17 protein-coding genes are annotated in these 14,226 nt (G+C 35.6%); 2 read left to right on the top strand and 15 right to left on the bottom strand.

Annotation, left to right across the window (positions count from 1 at the left end):
* Positions 1–15 precede the first annotated feature (15 nt).
* From rpsG to F606_RS0113365, 13 genes are all read right to left on the bottom strand, one after another.
* Positions 16–486, bottom strand: coding sequence for a 30S ribosomal protein S7 (rpsG, locus tag F606_RS0113425; protein WP_019554401.1), 471 nt, complete (start codon positions 484–486; stop codon positions 16–18).
* A 46-nt stretch (positions 487–532) separates the two neighbouring features.
* On the bottom strand, positions 533–910 hold the full coding sequence (gene rpsL, locus F606_RS0113420; RefSeq protein ID WP_019554400.1) for a 30S ribosomal protein S12: 378 nt from the start codon (positions 908–910) through the stop codon (positions 533–535).
* 91 nt (positions 911–1,001) lie between these two features.
* The gene (locus tag F606_RS0113415; protein ID WP_019554399.1) at positions 1,002–1,247 is read right to left on the bottom strand and encodes a ribosomal L7Ae/L30e/S12e/Gadd45 family protein; all 246 of its coding nucleotides are present in this window, start codon (positions 1,245–1,247) and stop codon (positions 1,002–1,004) included.
* A gap of 244 nt (positions 1,248–1,491) precedes the next feature.
* Positions 1,492–3,501, bottom strand: a complete 2,010-nt coding sequence (gene tkt / locus F606_RS0113410; protein WP_019554398.1) for a transketolase — start codon at positions 3,499–3,501, stop codon at positions 1,492–1,494.
* A 308-nt stretch (positions 3,502–3,809) separates the two neighbouring features.
* Positions 3,810–4,835, bottom strand: coding sequence for a PTS glucitol/sorbitol transporter subunit IIB (gene srlE, locus F606_RS0113405; protein ID WP_019554397.1), 1,026 nt, complete (start codon positions 4,833–4,835; stop codon positions 3,810–3,812).
* 30 nt (positions 4,836–4,865) lie between these two features.
* Entirely contained in the window at positions 4,866–5,387 is a 522-nt protein-coding gene (gene srlA / locus F606_RS0113400) for a PTS glucitol/sorbitol transporter subunit IIC (RefSeq protein WP_019554396.1), read from the bottom strand.
* A 271-nt stretch (positions 5,388–5,658) separates the two neighbouring features.
* Positions 5,659–6,174 (bottom strand): YjbQ family protein, encoded by a 516-nt coding sequence (locus F606_RS0113395; protein ID WP_019554395.1) that lies wholly within the window; start codon positions 6,172–6,174, stop codon positions 5,659–5,661.
* A gap of 1 nt (position 6,175) precedes the next feature.
* Entirely contained in the window at positions 6,176–6,871 is a 696-nt protein-coding gene (locus tag F606_RS0113390; RefSeq protein WP_019554394.1) for a triose-phosphate isomerase, read from the bottom strand.
* 11 nt (positions 6,872–6,882) lie between these two features.
* The gene (locus tag F606_RS0113385) at positions 6,883–7,743 is read right to left on the bottom strand and encodes a class II fructose-bisphosphate aldolase (RefSeq protein ID WP_019554393.1); all 861 of its coding nucleotides are present in this window, start codon (positions 7,741–7,743) and stop codon (positions 6,883–6,885) included.
* A 100-nt stretch (positions 7,744–7,843) separates the two neighbouring features.
* On the bottom strand, positions 7,844–9,139 hold the full coding sequence (locus tag F606_RS0113380) for an NAD(P)H-dependent oxidoreductase (RefSeq protein WP_019554392.1): 1,296 nt from the start codon (positions 9,137–9,139) through the stop codon (positions 7,844–7,846).
* A gap of 29 nt (positions 9,140–9,168) precedes the next feature.
* Positions 9,169–9,537, bottom strand: coding sequence for a PTS glucitol/sorbitol transporter subunit IIA (locus F606_RS0113375; protein ID WP_019554391.1), 369 nt, complete (start codon positions 9,535–9,537; stop codon positions 9,169–9,171).
* Positions 9,538–9,626: 89 nt separating this feature from the next.
* Entirely contained in the window at positions 9,627–10,016 is a 390-nt protein-coding gene (locus F606_RS0113370; protein ID WP_019554390.1) for a transcriptional regulator GutM, read from the bottom strand.
* A gap of 13 nt (positions 10,017–10,029) precedes the next feature.
* Positions 10,030–10,992, bottom strand: coding sequence for a sugar-binding transcriptional regulator (locus tag F606_RS0113365; RefSeq protein WP_019554389.1), 963 nt, complete (start codon positions 10,990–10,992; stop codon positions 10,030–10,032).
* A 340-nt stretch (positions 10,993–11,332) separates the two neighbouring features.
* Here F606_RS0113365 and F606_RS0113360 point away from each other — a divergent pair, with 340 nt between their 5' ends.
* The gene (locus tag F606_RS0113360; protein ID WP_019554388.1) at positions 11,333–11,851 is read left to right on the top strand and encodes a ferritin; all 519 of its coding nucleotides are present in this window, start codon (positions 11,333–11,335) and stop codon (positions 11,849–11,851) included.
* A 109-nt stretch (positions 11,852–11,960) separates the two neighbouring features.
* On the opposite strand, the gene F606_RS23835 is transcribed toward F606_RS0113360, so the two are convergent.
* Positions 11,961–12,296 (bottom strand): rubredoxin-like domain-containing protein, encoded by a 336-nt coding sequence (locus tag F606_RS23835; protein ID WP_019554387.1) that lies wholly within the window; start codon positions 12,294–12,296, stop codon positions 11,961–11,963.
* Positions 12,297–12,674: 378 nt separating this feature from the next.
* Here F606_RS23835 and F606_RS0113350 point away from each other — a divergent pair, with 378 nt between their 5' ends.
* Positions 12,675–13,934 carry an Nramp family divalent metal transporter gene (locus tag F606_RS0113350; RefSeq protein ID WP_019554386.1) on the top strand — a complete coding sequence of 420 codons (1,260 nt, stop codon included), beginning with the start codon at positions 12,675–12,677 and terminating at the stop codon, positions 13,932–13,934.
* 77 nt (positions 13,935–14,011) lie between these two features.
* Here the strand turns inward: F606_RS0113350 and F606_RS0113345 are convergent.
* The coding region (locus tag F606_RS0113345) for a transposase (RefSeq protein WP_019554385.1) at positions 14,012–14,226 on the bottom strand (215 nt) is incomplete at its 5' end.

Raw genomic sequence — 14,226 nt, 5'->3', positions numbered from 1 at the left:
TTCTATAGATAGATACTACCAACGATAATGAGCAAATGCTTTGTTAGCTTCAGCCATTTTATGAGTATCTTCTTTTTTCTTAATTGCTGCTCCAGTATTGTTGGCAGCATCCATTAATTCACCAGAAAGTCTTTCGTTCATTGTTTTTTCTCCACGAAGTCTTGCATAATTAACAATCCAACGAATACAGAGCGTCATACGACGATCAGGACGAACTTCGATTGGAACCTGATAATTAGCACCACCAACACGGCGAGCACGAACTTCAAGAACTGGCATAACATTTTTCAAAGCAGTTTCAAAAACTTCTAATGGATCTTTACCAGTTTTTGCTCTAATGCTTTCAAATGCATCATACACAACTTTTTCAGCAACGCCTTTCTTACCGGAAAGCATTACCTTGTTGATGAATTTCGTTACTATTTTAGAATTGTATACCGGATCCGGTAATACGTCACGTTTAGGTACAGCACCTTTTCTTGGCATTGATATCCCTCCTTACTCAATAATCTTCATTTATAAACTTTATAAATTATTTTTTCTTAGCGCGTTTTGCACCATATTTCGATCTGCTTTGCATACGATCTTGAACACCTGCCGTATCTAAAGAACCACGAATGATATGATAACGAACCCCTGGTAAATCTTTTACACGGCCGCCTCTAATCAAAACAACACTATGTTCTTGAAGATTATGACCAATACCCGGAATATAAGCTGTTACTTCGATACTGTTCGTTAAACGAACACGGGCAACTTTTCTCAGTGCGGAGTTTGGTTTTTTAGGAGTAGTTGTATATACTCTTGTACAAACGCCACGTTTCTGAGGGCAATTCTTCAAAGCTGGTGCTGTGGATTTCTCCTGCATACTTTTTCTGCTGTTGCGAACTAACTGATTAATTGTAGGCATACATGCACCTCCTTCCTTAAATTCAAAATTTATTATTTAATAATCCAATCTCCTTCATATATGAAAGAGATGAGATTTTTAACAATAATAACTACTTCAAAATTGCTGCGGCCGCTGCGCCAACTTCAATCATGCAAGCTTGACCAAGATCTTTCATTGCCAAAACTTTTACAACCTCAATGTTTTTACTTTTGCATAACTCCTCAAGGGGCTTCAATACCCTCTCATCAGCATCATCCGCAAGAAAAACGGATTCAACAAATCCTTTATTCACAGCTTTCGTAACTTGTTTTATGCCAATCACTCTATTGGCGTTTTTCAGTGCTTCAAGCGTCATTCGCCTCACCCCTATATACCAACATGAATGCTTTTATTTCAGGCACTTATATATAATACCATCAGATAAAATCAATGTCAACACTTATCTGCTCAATATTTCCATGCACACGTTACCTAGTGTATCTTTTTGTATTATTCCCCTAAGCTCACTTCAAAAAAATATATTGTACTCCACAAAAAGAAAGAACCCTTCTTAATTATATAGGAAGAGTTCTTTCAACATATATTAAATTTTTATGTTTTTATTGATCTGTATCCGTTGCCAATAAATATACTTTTTTCATAGTTTCTACAACATTTTGCGTCGTAAAACCAAATTTATCAAATAAGATTCCAGCCGGTGCCGATGCACCAAACCCTTTCATCGTAACGGTTGCTCCATCTAGACCAACATATTTTCCCCAACCAAAATCAATCGCTGCTTCAACTGCAACTCTAGCTTTTACAGATCGAGGCAGAATGCTTTCTTTATAAGCATCTGTTTGTGCTTCAAACAAATCCATACAAGGCATACTTACAACACGTACATCAATATTATCTTTAGCCAGTTCAATTCTAGCATTTACTGCAAGTTCAACTTCTGAACCACTCGCAATAAGGATAGCATCTGGCACTTTCTTCGTTGCTTCCGCAATAACATAAGCACCTTTCAGTGCTTCTTTACTGCTGCCAGCAAGTTGTGGCAAATTCTGTCTTGTTAAAACCAGTGCCGTTGGTGTATGTCTGCTTGTCACCGCTAAGTACCAGCCAGCTGCTGTTTCTGTTGCATCTGCTGGTCTAAAAACATTAAAGTTTGGCATAGCACGGAGCATAGCCAATTGTTCAACCGGTTCATGTGTCGGACCATCTTCTCCGACACCAATGCTATCATGCGTTAACACATACGTTACAGGGATTCCCATAAGAGCTGCCAATCGCGCCATTGGTTTTATATAATCACTAAAAACAAAGAATGTTGCAATATAAGTCTTAAGACCACCGTGAAGAGTAATCCCATTGGCGATACCAGCCATAGCCAGTTCTCTTACACCAAAGTGCAGGTTACGACCAATATAATTTTCTTTTGAAAAATCACTGATACCATCCATATGTGTCTTTGTGGATGGAGCAAGATCTGCACTACCACCAAATAGATTTGGCATGATATCTTTCAACTTATTGATTGCACTACCAGATAAATTCCGTGTTGCCTGCGGTTTATTTTCATAAGCCCAGAATGCTTCATTTTTTAATAATTTTTTCGCATCTACTTCATTGTGGAATGTATCCCATAATGTTTTACAGTCTGGATATTTAGCGCAATACGCTGCAAAAAGCTTATTCCACTCCGCTTCTGCCTGTGCACCTTGTTTTGCCAGTTCTTTATAATTCGCATACACGGCATCTGGCACATAAAACGGATCAAGTTTTTCCCATTTCAAGTTTTCTTTTAACGCTTTCACATTGTCTTCGCCCAGTGGTTCACCATGTGCACTTGCTTTCCCTTGTTTAGCCGGGCAGCCAAAACCAATCTGTGTTTTTACAGTAATAAAGGATGGTCTTTTTTTATCAGCCTTCGCTGTTTCAATTGCCTTACCAATTTCCACCAAGTCATTGCCATTTTCAACTATAATGATCTGAAAACCAAATGCGGCAAGACGTTTTTGCACATCTTCTGTAAAAGCAAGATCCGTACTGCCTTCAATAGAAATTTTATTGCTATCATAAAATACAATTAATTTACTTAAACCCAATGTACCTGCTAAGGAAAAGGCTTCCGAAGAAATACCTTCCATTAAACAGCCATCGCCGCCCAGTACATATGTATAATGGTCAACAATTGGGAAATTTTCTTTATTAAATGTTGCCGCCAAATGTGTTTCCGCCATAGCCATACCAACAGCCATAGCCATACCAGCACCTAATGGTCCAGTTGTAGCTTCAACCCCTACCGTATGACCATATTCCGGATGGCCTGGAGTCAGTGATCCATCTTGACGAAAATTCGCCAAATCATCAACGGTTAAACCATAACCAAATAAATGTAAAAGTGAATAAAGTAGCGTTGAACCATGTCCAGCCGAAAGAACAAACCGATCACGATTAACCCATTTCGGATTTTTAGGATTATGATTCATGTGTTTTGCCCATAATTCATAAGCCATTGCTGCACTGCCCAGCGGCAAACCTGGATGCCCTGACTTAGCTTTTTGTACTGCATCCGCTGCTAAAATACGGATTGCATTTACTGATGTCATATCGATGTTACTCATTTAATCATTCCCCTTTTGATCAACAATTTTGCTAGATAAACCCAACATAATTTAATGATACAATATGTCGGCTTAAAAGTACAGAATTTAGAAAAAATCAAATACTCCATCCTACCTCATTATTTAAATATAATACTCCTATTGTCAGTGTACTCTTCCGATTATAAAAAAAGGCCTTAGCCAAAATGCTAAGACCTTTAAGCTGCACAACTGTATGATTAAAAATCTAATACATATCACATAAAATACTTAGTTCAACCAAAGCTTTCCTTAAGATCCAAACTTTTCTTTACAATTTTAAGTATTGATTAATACATTCCAATGCTAGCTGCATATGCAATCAATACCGCAAGTGGACCTGTAATTACACGTGAATATAATACAGCCGGAACTCCAAGTTCTATTGTTTCTGGATCGGCTTCGCCCAAGCTAAGTCCTACTGGTACAAAGTCACCGCCTACCTGGGCATTAATGGCAAATAATGCTGGTAACGCATATTGCGCTGGAATATGCCCTAATCCTATTTCCACACCTAAAAGTGTACCTACAACCTGCGCAATAACTGCACCTGGTCCAATTACTGGCGAAATAAATGGCAATGAGCATACTACCGAAATGACTAGCATCCCCGGCAAGGTACTTGCTAATGGTGAAATTGTTTTTGCTATTACATCTCCAATGCCCGATGCACTGATAATACCAATTAACATACTTACAAATGCCATAAATGGTAAAATAGTTTTTACCACCATATCTATCGTTTCGCGACCAGCTTGGTAGAATTTATTTACGACTCCACCAACACCAATTCCTAATTTTGTTATAAAGTTCTTTTCTTTTCCTGCATTCATCTTTGCAAGTTCCGCTCTTGCTTGTGCTTTAGTTTTTGGCGCATTTGGCACTGCTTCATTAGTGGGACTTACATTGCCTGCTTTAAAACCATCTTTTGCAGTCAGTGGAGTTTCTTCTGCAGCATACGTAATTGTTTCTACAGTTACTGCTGATACATATAATGATTCAGTAATATATTGCGCCAATGGTCCAACATTACCAACTGGTGTTAAATTTACAGTAAAGATTTTTTTCTTCGGATATACACCGCATCTCGCTGTGCCACCACAATCAACAACGGCTACCAAAGTTTCTACATCCGGTACAGCTGAACTAAATCCATCAATTGCTTCACAGCCTGTCATTTCTGCAATTTTTGCCGCAACTGGATGAATTCCACCACCAGTAACGCTAATGATTTTATTACAAGTTTCTGTTGGTTGAATCGTTAAAGGTCCACCCCAGCCACCCTTGCCTTTAGATATTGTAATTGCCTTATACATAAATTACTCCATCCTTTCTATAGACCAATTTTAATTTTCTTCTTTAGCTTTCATATACGCATAGATTTTTTCTGTTACAACCCCGCGAATAAAGATAACGACAATCCCGACTAAGAAATACCTTACCGCTAAGTCACCAAGTGGCAATCCCAACGTCGTAATTCCGGCTGCAATTCCCATGTATACGAAAAGTTCGCCACCATTTGCGTGCGGGAATAGTCCCGTGATTGGATGGACAAAACTCACCGCTGCATCATAAAATGCTGGTTTATGTTTTGCCTGTACAAATCTGCCAAAACTATAACACATTGGATTTCCTAAAAATAACACTGCTAATACTGGCAACACTGTATATCTCGTAATAATGTTTTGTGTTGCTCGTTGTGCTAATTTATCTACCCGTTCTTCACCAATTAATTTAATAACTGAGCTTACAGCCGTCATTAAAACCACAATTAAAGGAATAATTCCTGCCACCCAACTTGCAAAAGTACCTGCACCTGCTTTAAAGACGTCCATAAAACCATTGGCTAAACCTGCAATAAATTCCATAATGCTTTTACCTCCCTAATTTTTTCAAAAAATCATCGACGATACTTACCAAACTTGACCGTGTATGTTATTTTTTTAGAATTTTCCGATTATTGTTTTGTGAAAACATGCTATATTTTTTTATAAAAGAATGGATTGCGTAGAGAGTTTTAAATTTTTTATGTTAAGACTAAAGGCTTCTTATATATTCTATCTTTTGCCATATAAGAAGCCATCAGCTCCTAAAATGGATTAACACCGAAAACTATTTTATACCTTGTAAAAAACTTTTTTATTCCCCCATGACAACAATCTTACATTGCCTATCTCTTGGACGATTTGGATCCCAATCAATAAAGTAGTAGTAACCTGTAACTTGATTAATCTGCAATACACCATTTTCAATAGCACTTGTTACACTTTCTCCTACAAGAGATGCTTTGATATGAGCTTCTGTATTTAATAAAGATCTTCTGTCTGGTACCAATGCTGTATCACAATCTTTTTCACCAAAAGCAACATGTTCAGGTCCTGGATGATAATATTGTCCTTCTGTCAAACATCTTGGAACAATTTTTTCTAATACATTATTAAAATCAACTTGCAAATACTCATCACCACAATAATTTGTATCATGAGAATATTCTTCATAGATTACCGAACACGTTGTATGTGGTGTTGTGATTACACAAATACCATTTTTTACTTTACTTTTTTCAATAACTGCTCTAACTTCTTTTGTAATTTCATGATAAGATGCTCTGTTTCCATTAGATCTCACTATCAGTTCTTCAATATATACTGTCATCTCAAATCCCCCTATCTTCTTTCGCTTTTTTAATCACTTTAATCATGTCTTTTACCATTTCTTTTGGATCTTCAGCACACACAATCCCACTTGTACCACCGGTTCCATCTGCACCTTCCATAATTGTACGATACACATCATCCGCAGTACTAATTCCGGCCGCTTGCATAACCAAAATATTAGGGTTTATTTTTTTGATACTGTCAGTTGTTTGCTTGATATAAGCTTGATCACTCGTGTTCCCTGTACCGATAAGCTCAGTCGGTTCACATAAAATAATATCTGGATCGAGTAAAGCAATTGCTTGTGCTTCTTTAACGGAATCAGCACAGACAACTGTATACATACCTACTTCTTTAGCTCTTTCAATCGTTTTTACTAAATCTACTAATTTTAAAGAATGTTCTGCATGATTCAGAAATACAGCCTTTGCACCAGCTTCTTTTAACGCTTCTGGCACTAAGTACCCCATACCACGACCAGCTTTTAGTGCATCCATATGTTGTGCCGTTACGATAAGATTTTTTGTTTTTTCTGCAATCAGTCGAATATCCGTAGAGGATGCTGTAAAAAACACATCAAACTCCTTGCCTTCTGCCCATTTATCAGCCTCTAGTGCCAATTCTAATGATTTCTTTCCATAAAGATATGATTTAAGGTTTACCATAAAAAATGGTGTTCTGATTTTCTCCTCCATGTTCCCATCTCCTATTTATTGTATTTTGCTGTTTCAAATACTTGATAGTAATGTTTCAAACAATCTTTAATGCCTTGTTTCGCTTGTGCTATTACTTCATAATAGTTTTCTGCTGTTGTTATAGACATTTTATCTTTAGCAGCAAGAACAAAATCAGTATATATATTAATTTTAGCAATGCCACTTGTTGCACATCTATTTAAATTTGTATCACCAGAAGATGAACCTCCATGCAATACAAGTGGTGTATCCATACTTGCTGCAATTTCTTCTAGTCTTGTAAAATTAATAACAGGGATCCCTTTATAGGTACCATGTGCTGTTCCGATAGATATCGCCAATGAATCAACCTTCGTTTGTTTACACATTTCCATCGCTTCTTCTGCCGAGGTATAAATGGAATCATCATCCTGCCCAGAGTCACCGCCTTCACCAACACTACCAACAAGAGTTCCAGTCCCAACATGTCCGATTTCAGCTTCTACGACAACACCTTTTGCATGTGCATACGCCACTACTTCTTTAGTGATCACAATATTTTTTTCTAACACATCTTGAGAAGCATCGATCATAACCGATGTAAACCCTAAATCAATAGCTTGTTTTACTACTGCTAAAGATGTGCCGTGGTCCAAATGCAATACCACCGGAACATCTACTTTTTTTCCATAAAATTTACCAAGTAAGGCTGCTTCTTCTAAAGATAAATAATCCTTATGCGCCTCAGCGTAACTTAAGATAATAGGCAATTTCATCTCACTGGCAACCTCTGTATGAGCCATTACAGAGGTCCAATCAAAGAAATTAGCAGACGGTATAGCGAACTTTTGTTGTTTGGCTGTTTGCAAAAGTTCTTTTGATGTAACTAACATAATTTTACCCCTTTTTTTGTAAATTTTATGCAATATTAACAATTCAACTTACATTACGTTAACTAAATTATAGGAGGAACAACCATGCGGATAAATCCTTTTATTTGCCGTACATTTTATCTTGTTCTTGACGCAATTTGTAGATAAGCGTTGCAGTATCAAGTTGAACCATATCTTTCGTTATCAGTTGACCTTTCTTCACATCTTTCAACATTTTTGCGTTTTTATTTACTAAACCATACGGCACATATCCTTTTGCATCCGATTCTTCTGCTGTTGCGATAGAACCATACGTTGTAAAACCTCCTATACCATCAATGGTTTGACCAGCTTTTAAATCAGTTTTGGCTACTGTGATACATTCACTTACAAGGCCATCCATTGGTACGATCGTAGTTTCACCATCAATTACAGCTTTTGCTACAGTTAATGGTGTTTCAAGGTTACATAAATGGTATGGACGATATAAAATCCATAATGGTCCATTCCCCATGCTATGATATCTCATTTGATATGCAATTTCTTCATTTTCAGTAGACACAGCAACGAATACACCCGGAGCAATACCATTTACATATTCAACCACGCCATGTTTATTTAACACACCACCATCTTGTTTCAATCTGCACAAATCTGCTAATCCTTTTACATCAGATACGATCCCATGACCACCGATTATATCTGGAACTAAACCCGTAGCATTAGACATAGCAGTCATTTCTACCATTGTTTTTGTACCATCTTTAAAAGAACAAAGCATTTTAGGACTCATTTTACGGCGAGTTGCTTCTTCTAATACAGAATCTGGATTGCAATCATAATCCAGTTTATTATTTTTACCTTTACCCATTACTTTTACATCCATCCCCATTGCCTTTGCAAAACAATATAATTCCATTACCGCACCAGGTTCATCACCAGCAGAGCCTGTATAAATCACGCCTTGTTGCTGCGCTAGTTTTTTGAGGTAAGGTCCAATAACTACATCGGTTTCTACATTTAACATGACACAATGTTTACCATTTTTCATTGCATCCGTTGCTACTTTTGCTCCTACATCAGGTACACCAGTTGCATCAATTGCGCATTCTACTAAGTTTGCTTGCGATACTAAATTTGCATCTGTTGTTGCTACAAATTTACCCATTTCCATCATCTTATTTGCCTCAGTAAGAGTATTGACAATTGCAATTTGATCGTCTTTAATACCAGCATAATTAAAAGCATGTATAGCATTTTCTATCGCAATATCAGATACAATTGCTGGTGTGATACCTTGCATCAATGCCATTTGTGTTACCATGCCTCTACCCATTTGCCCTGCACCTACGATACCTGTACGGATAATTTTTCCTTCTTGTTGACGTTTAATCAATTTTTGATTCATGTTTAACATATAAATCACTCCTGTTATTCATTTTTTATTTAAAATATTTCTATAGTACCGCCTTTAACTAAGTCTTTCGATGTAAATTCATCCCCTTCAATCATAATACAGCCTGGTCTTTCTGGTTCATTACCACCCTTAAAAGACAATGTACAATGTCCAAGTTCTCTTAATGTATGCAAGGCTTCGTCACCAATCGCTGTAATTGTAAATACCTTGTCACAAAGAATCAATGTATCTAACACATTGATATCAGCTAAAAGTGGAGCTACTCTATGCAAAACTGAAATTTCAGCCAGCTCTGGTGGTGCTGTTTCATTAAAGATGATAATAAAGTTTAAATCTTTATCATCTAATAATGCTGTTACTTCTGACCCCCATCCAGTAATTTCAGCATTGTATTTCATTGAATGACCTCCTTTAATAGATTTTTTAATCATCTTATATGATAAAACTCACACCTGCTTTAAAAACACCTATAAGTTTTTTCATCTCACTAAGTTTTTATTGAGTTTAAACGCATATCCAAAGCATCAATTGCTTGAACATGAGCTTGGTAAATCTTTTGTTTTTTTTCTGGTAAAGCCATATATTCTGCTTTTAAATCATAAATATTTTTCCCAATAATATCATTAAGCTCTTTAAAACCATTAAATATTGTAAAACCTTCCATGATTTCACCACCTGTAATTTCCCCTTTGTTATTACAAGCAATAACCACAATATTACCAGGTCTCAATTTTGATTTTCTACTACCAATACCCACATTTCCTATTTTATGCAGCCTTCGCACAGCTTTTTTATACTGCTTAACTTGAAGATATGTCCCACTAGCTTGAATCAGCATAAAAATTAGTAAAACTGCAATCAATGTTGTAAACTCCATATAAATAATCCTCCTACATTTCCAATAATACTTTGGCACAATCAATATCGGTAATTAATATATTCAAAAATTCTCCTTTTATCGCACCATACACAGCTTTTGCTTTTTGTGTGCCTCCAGCAATTCCAATTCGCTGTGGTACTTTCTTTAATTGGTCAATTGGCATTCCTGCAACTCTTTCATTAAATTCTCTGAATTTTTCAACTTTTCCAAATTCATCAAAAAACTGTAATGCTATATCACCAACAGCACCCAACTTAACAAACTCTTCTAAGATATTTTCATCTACATAACCCGTATGCATTAGAGTGGAACCTGTTCTATCCGGTACACCTATCCCCATAATGACTGTATTGATTTTTCTAAATATTTTGAAAATATTTTTCACTGACTTTTCCATCATAAACCCAGTTAATACATCAGCATTAGAAAATACTGCTGGAGCAAAAAATTGTATACAATCACCGCCAAACATTTTAGCCATTTTCATTGCAATATAATTCGAATGAATATCCGGTCTACTTTCACCCACACCACCAACAATTGGTACAAAAGTACATTTGATTGGCTCTTCAATACATTCCATTTTTGTGAGATTTTGCAATGTCATCCCCATTGTAACACCAACGTACTCACCATCTTCTAGCAATTTTCCTAAAAAGTCGATGGACTCTTCAACTAATTTACTGTTTATCCCTTCATTTCCATTTACTATTGAACTCGAATCAACAATAATAACCTCTTTTAAATTGAATTTTTTTTCTAGTTCGCGTTCCATTTTACCAAATGTAACACCATAAGGACTTTTAATTTCAAATTTTACAATACCTTGTTCTTTTCCCATTTTTATCATACGAGAAACAGATGGTCTTGATATCTCAAGAAAATCACAAATTTCTTGTTGACTCATATTATCTTCATAATAGAGACTACAGCATTTGAATATCATTCGTATATCATCAATGATTTTTTTCACAAAAGCAACTCCTCTACAGGTTTATCGTTCATTTTTTTAGTTGATTAATTAATTATCTACATATTTATTGTTACTTCATATTATTTATTATCTATTATCTATTATTCATTACTTATAATTTTATATTTTTATATTCATATTATATAACAGTGATATTATTTTTTCAATATTCTACAAATAGAACATTTGTAAAAGAGTTTGCTGTTTTTTATTATGTTTACATTTGTTTGAATATTTCGCATAAAGTCCTTATTATTTTTTTAGAATAAACTTGCATAAAAAAACAAAAATGGTATTATTGTGTTATAGATACAATTTATTTTACAGGAGGTTCTTCAGTATGATAAGTAAAAAAATGCAAAATGCTATCAATGATCAAATTACACTTGAATTTTATTCGGCGAATTTGTATTTAGCTATGTCAGCGCATATGGAAACAAAGAACTTAAAAGGTTTTGCCAATTGGTTACGAGTTCAATATGAAGAAGAAACATTTCATGCGCTAAAGTTATATGATTATTTAAACAGTCGTGAAGGTGTAGTAGTCATACAAAATATTGATGCACCGCCAGCTGATTTTGGCACGCCAGCTAAAATATTTAAGCACGTATTAGAACATGAACAAGAAATCACTTCATCGATTAACAAATTATATAAAGTAGCTGTTGAGCAAAACGATCTTGCTACACAAATCTTCCTGCATTGGTATATTAACGAACAAATCGAAGAAGAATCCAACGCAGCTGAGGTAATTGGAAAATTAGATTTGATTGGCGATCACGGTGTTGATTTATTGTATTTAGATGCAGAACTCGCAAAACGAGTTTTTGTGCCGCCATCTTCAAACAATGAAGCTTAGTCCTAAAGCAATTCTATGAAAGAATATCGGATCTATTTTTTAGAGCGATCAAATAAAAAAGCTCTGCAATACGGAATAAAATTCCGATTGCAGAGCTTTTACTGTTATTTTACCATTTACCCTTGCCGATATGATTTTCAATTTCTGCTTTTGAGCGCTGCTTTATAATATAGCCTTCCTCAATGGCAGCTTTAAAACCAGCAACACAGGCTGGATCAAGATCTAATATAATCCCCTGTTTAGAAACTTCAATCATTTTATCAACCAATGTCACAATTTTCATGTGTATATCATTGGTTTTTTCTGATTTGTAAACCAAAGCAGCTTGCTCTGGTGTCAATTCCACAAATTTTTCATGTGGCTGCCCACATTTTGGACAAACGGCTGGAGCATCTTCGCCTTCCCAAATAAAATTACATACACTACATTTAAATAACTTTTTCATACTATGCAGCTCCCCTATACAATATTTACTCTCTATGTATGCTAATACGACATTATCTGCAAAATACCTGTAACGAAAGCAAATTTTATCATTTTTGTCAGACATAAAATTGATATTTTAAATCTGCTGATTGAGGCAGTATAATAATTTAAAGAATCTAAAGTCCTATTTTTATTCCCATTTAACAGACTGTTAACATTCTTTAATTATATAGTTTTATTGTATGCAGGAACTTAATGAATCATGCGGGAATTTATAATACTATACAAGAATTTGTGCATAGATACGTTTCACTAACTACGTAAACAGTAATGAACCGAAAATAAATAGGAAACGAACCTGCATTCTTTAATTTATTCTATAAGGAAGGTCTTGCGAATGAAAAATTTATATTCTTACTTTAAAATAACGCATGATTCCAGCGAAAAAGCCCGTGACTTTTTAAAATATATTGGCCCTGGTATTTTAATTACAGTTGGTTTTATCGATCCGGGAAACTGGGCCTCCAATATGGCAGCCGGTGCTGATTATGGCTATGATTTACTATGGATGGTCACACTATCTACCATCATGTTAATTGTCTTACAGCACAATGTTGCTCACTTAGGCATCGTAAGTGGTTTATGTTTAGCCGAAGCCGCTACAATCTATCTTAAGCCTTGGATTTCACGCACGATTTTATTTTCAGCCATAGCGGCTTCTGTTGCCACAGCTTTAGCTGAAATTTTGGGTGGAGCAATTGCGCTTTCGATGTTATTTCATCTTCCAATAAAACTGGGTGCTGTGTTCACAGCCTGTTTTTGTGGCTGGCTGTTATGGTCGAATTCGTATAAAAAACTAGAAAAAGTCATTATAGGTTTTGTATCTTTGATTGGTCTGTCTTTTTTAGCAGAATTAAGTCTGGTTCAGATCAATTGGGGACAGGCCGTTACCGGTTGGGTTATACCGACCATACCAGAAAATTCACTGCCCATTATTATGAGTGTACTCGGAGCGGTCGTTATGCCGCATAATCTATTTTTGCATTCTGAAATTATTCAAAGCCGTCAATGGAATCTCGAAGATGAAACAATCATTCATAAACAATTAAAATATGAATTTTTAGATACACTTTTTTCCATGGGACTTGGCTGGGCGATCAATAGTGCAATGATTTTAATTGCTGCGGCTGTCTTTTTTACGAATCAAGTACCTGTTGATGCTTTAGATCAAGCTCAAACCATGTTGAAACCACTTTTAGGCGATGGTGCTGCTTTAATTTTTGCAATTGCTTTATTTTTTTCAGGAATTGCATCCACTACCACCGCTGGTATAGCCGGAGGCAGTATTTATGCCGGTTTATTCGAAGAAGCCTACAATATTAAAGATCATCACTCTTGGCATGGTGTTTTACTAACTTATGGATTGGCCTTACTTATTTTATTTTTTATTGATGATCCATTTCAAGGACTTATTTATTCACAAATTGCTTTGAGCATTCAGTTACCTTGGACAATCGTTTTACAAATTTATCTAACATCTTCAAAAAAAATAATGGGGAAATATGCAAATACGAAACTACAAAAAACTCTTTTGTGGAGCATCGGCAGTATCGTAGCTATATTGAACATTATGTTATTGCAGGATATGTTAAAATAAAGGTTCTTTGTCAAGTGTTGGGGTAAAAACATAAAGTGAATTTTTAGCGAGGGATTTCTCCTCGCTATTTTCTATTTTTATGCAGCCATATAAAGTATCCGATTTCTCATTCGTTTAAATTTTTGTATGCCATAACAAGTCCGTTTGAGTACCTTTGTTCGATTGTTACATCCTTCTATATATCCGTTGCTATAACCCGTTGAAATTGCTGCAATAATTTCATTTTTCCATTCGATCACTGTCTTCATTAATTTATTGAACTGCTTTATATCATATGTCATAACGTTTTCTT

Origin of the sequence: Propionispira raffinosivorans DSM 20765 (assembly GCF_000381065.1) — a bacterium.
Taxonomy (GTDB): domain Bacteria; phylum Bacillota; class Negativicutes; order Selenomonadales; family Selenomonadaceae; genus Propionispira; species Propionispira raffinosivorans.
This window is presented reverse-complemented; position numbering and strand designations above follow the sequence as displayed.

Bases quoted from the DNA above. Each gene is read 5' to 3' on its own strand.
- rpsG (WP_019554401.1), bottom strand. From the start codon at position 486: ATGCCAAGAAAAGGTGCTGTACCTAAACGTGACGTATTACCGGATCCG.
- rpsL (WP_019554400.1), bottom strand. From the start codon at position 910: ATGCCTACAATTAATCAGTTAGTTCGCAACAGCAGAAAAAGTATGCAG.
- F606_RS0113415 (WP_019554399.1), bottom strand. From the start codon at position 1,247: ATGACGCTTGAAGCACTGAAAAACGCCAATAGAGTGATTGGCATAAAA.
- tkt (WP_019554398.1), bottom strand. From the start codon at position 3,501: ATGAGTAACATCGATATGACATCAGTAAATGCAATCCGTATTTTAGCA.
- srlE (WP_019554397.1), bottom strand. From the start codon at position 4,835: ATGTATAAGGCAATTACAATATCTAAAGGCAAGGGTGGCTGGGGTGGA.
- srlA (WP_019554396.1), bottom strand. From the start codon at position 5,387: ATGGAATTTATTGCAGGTTTAGCCAATGGTTTTATGGACGTCTTTAAA.
- F606_RS0113395 (WP_019554395.1), bottom strand. From the start codon at position 6,174: ATGACAGTATATATTGAAGAACTGATAGTGAGATCTAATGGAAACAGA.
- F606_RS0113390 (WP_019554394.1), bottom strand. From the start codon at position 6,871: ATGGAGGAGAAAATCAGAACACCATTTTTTATGGTAAACCTTAAATCA.
- F606_RS0113385 (WP_019554393.1), bottom strand. From the start codon at position 7,743: ATGTTAGTTACATCAAAAGAACTTTTGCAAACAGCCAAACAACAAAAG.
- F606_RS0113380 (WP_019554392.1), bottom strand. From the start codon at position 9,139: ATGTTAAACATGAATCAAAAATTGATTAAACGTCAACAAGAAGGAAAA.
- F606_RS0113375 (WP_019554391.1), bottom strand. From the start codon at position 9,537: ATGAAATACAATGCTGAAATTACTGGATGGGGGTCAGAAGTAACAGCA.
- F606_RS0113370 (WP_019554390.1), bottom strand. From the start codon at position 10,016: ATGGAGTTTACAACATTGATTGCAGTTTTACTAATTTTTATGCTGATT.
- F606_RS0113360 (WP_019554388.1), top strand. From the start codon at position 11,333: ATGATAAGTAAAAAAATGCAAAATGCTATCAATGATCAAATTACACTT.
- F606_RS23835 (WP_019554387.1), bottom strand. From the start codon at position 12,296: ATGAAAAAGTTATTTAAATGTAGTGTATGTAATTTTATTTGGGAAGGC.
- F606_RS0113350 (WP_019554386.1), top strand. From the start codon at position 12,675: ATGAAAAATTTATATTCTTACTTTAAAATAACGCATGATTCCAGCGAA.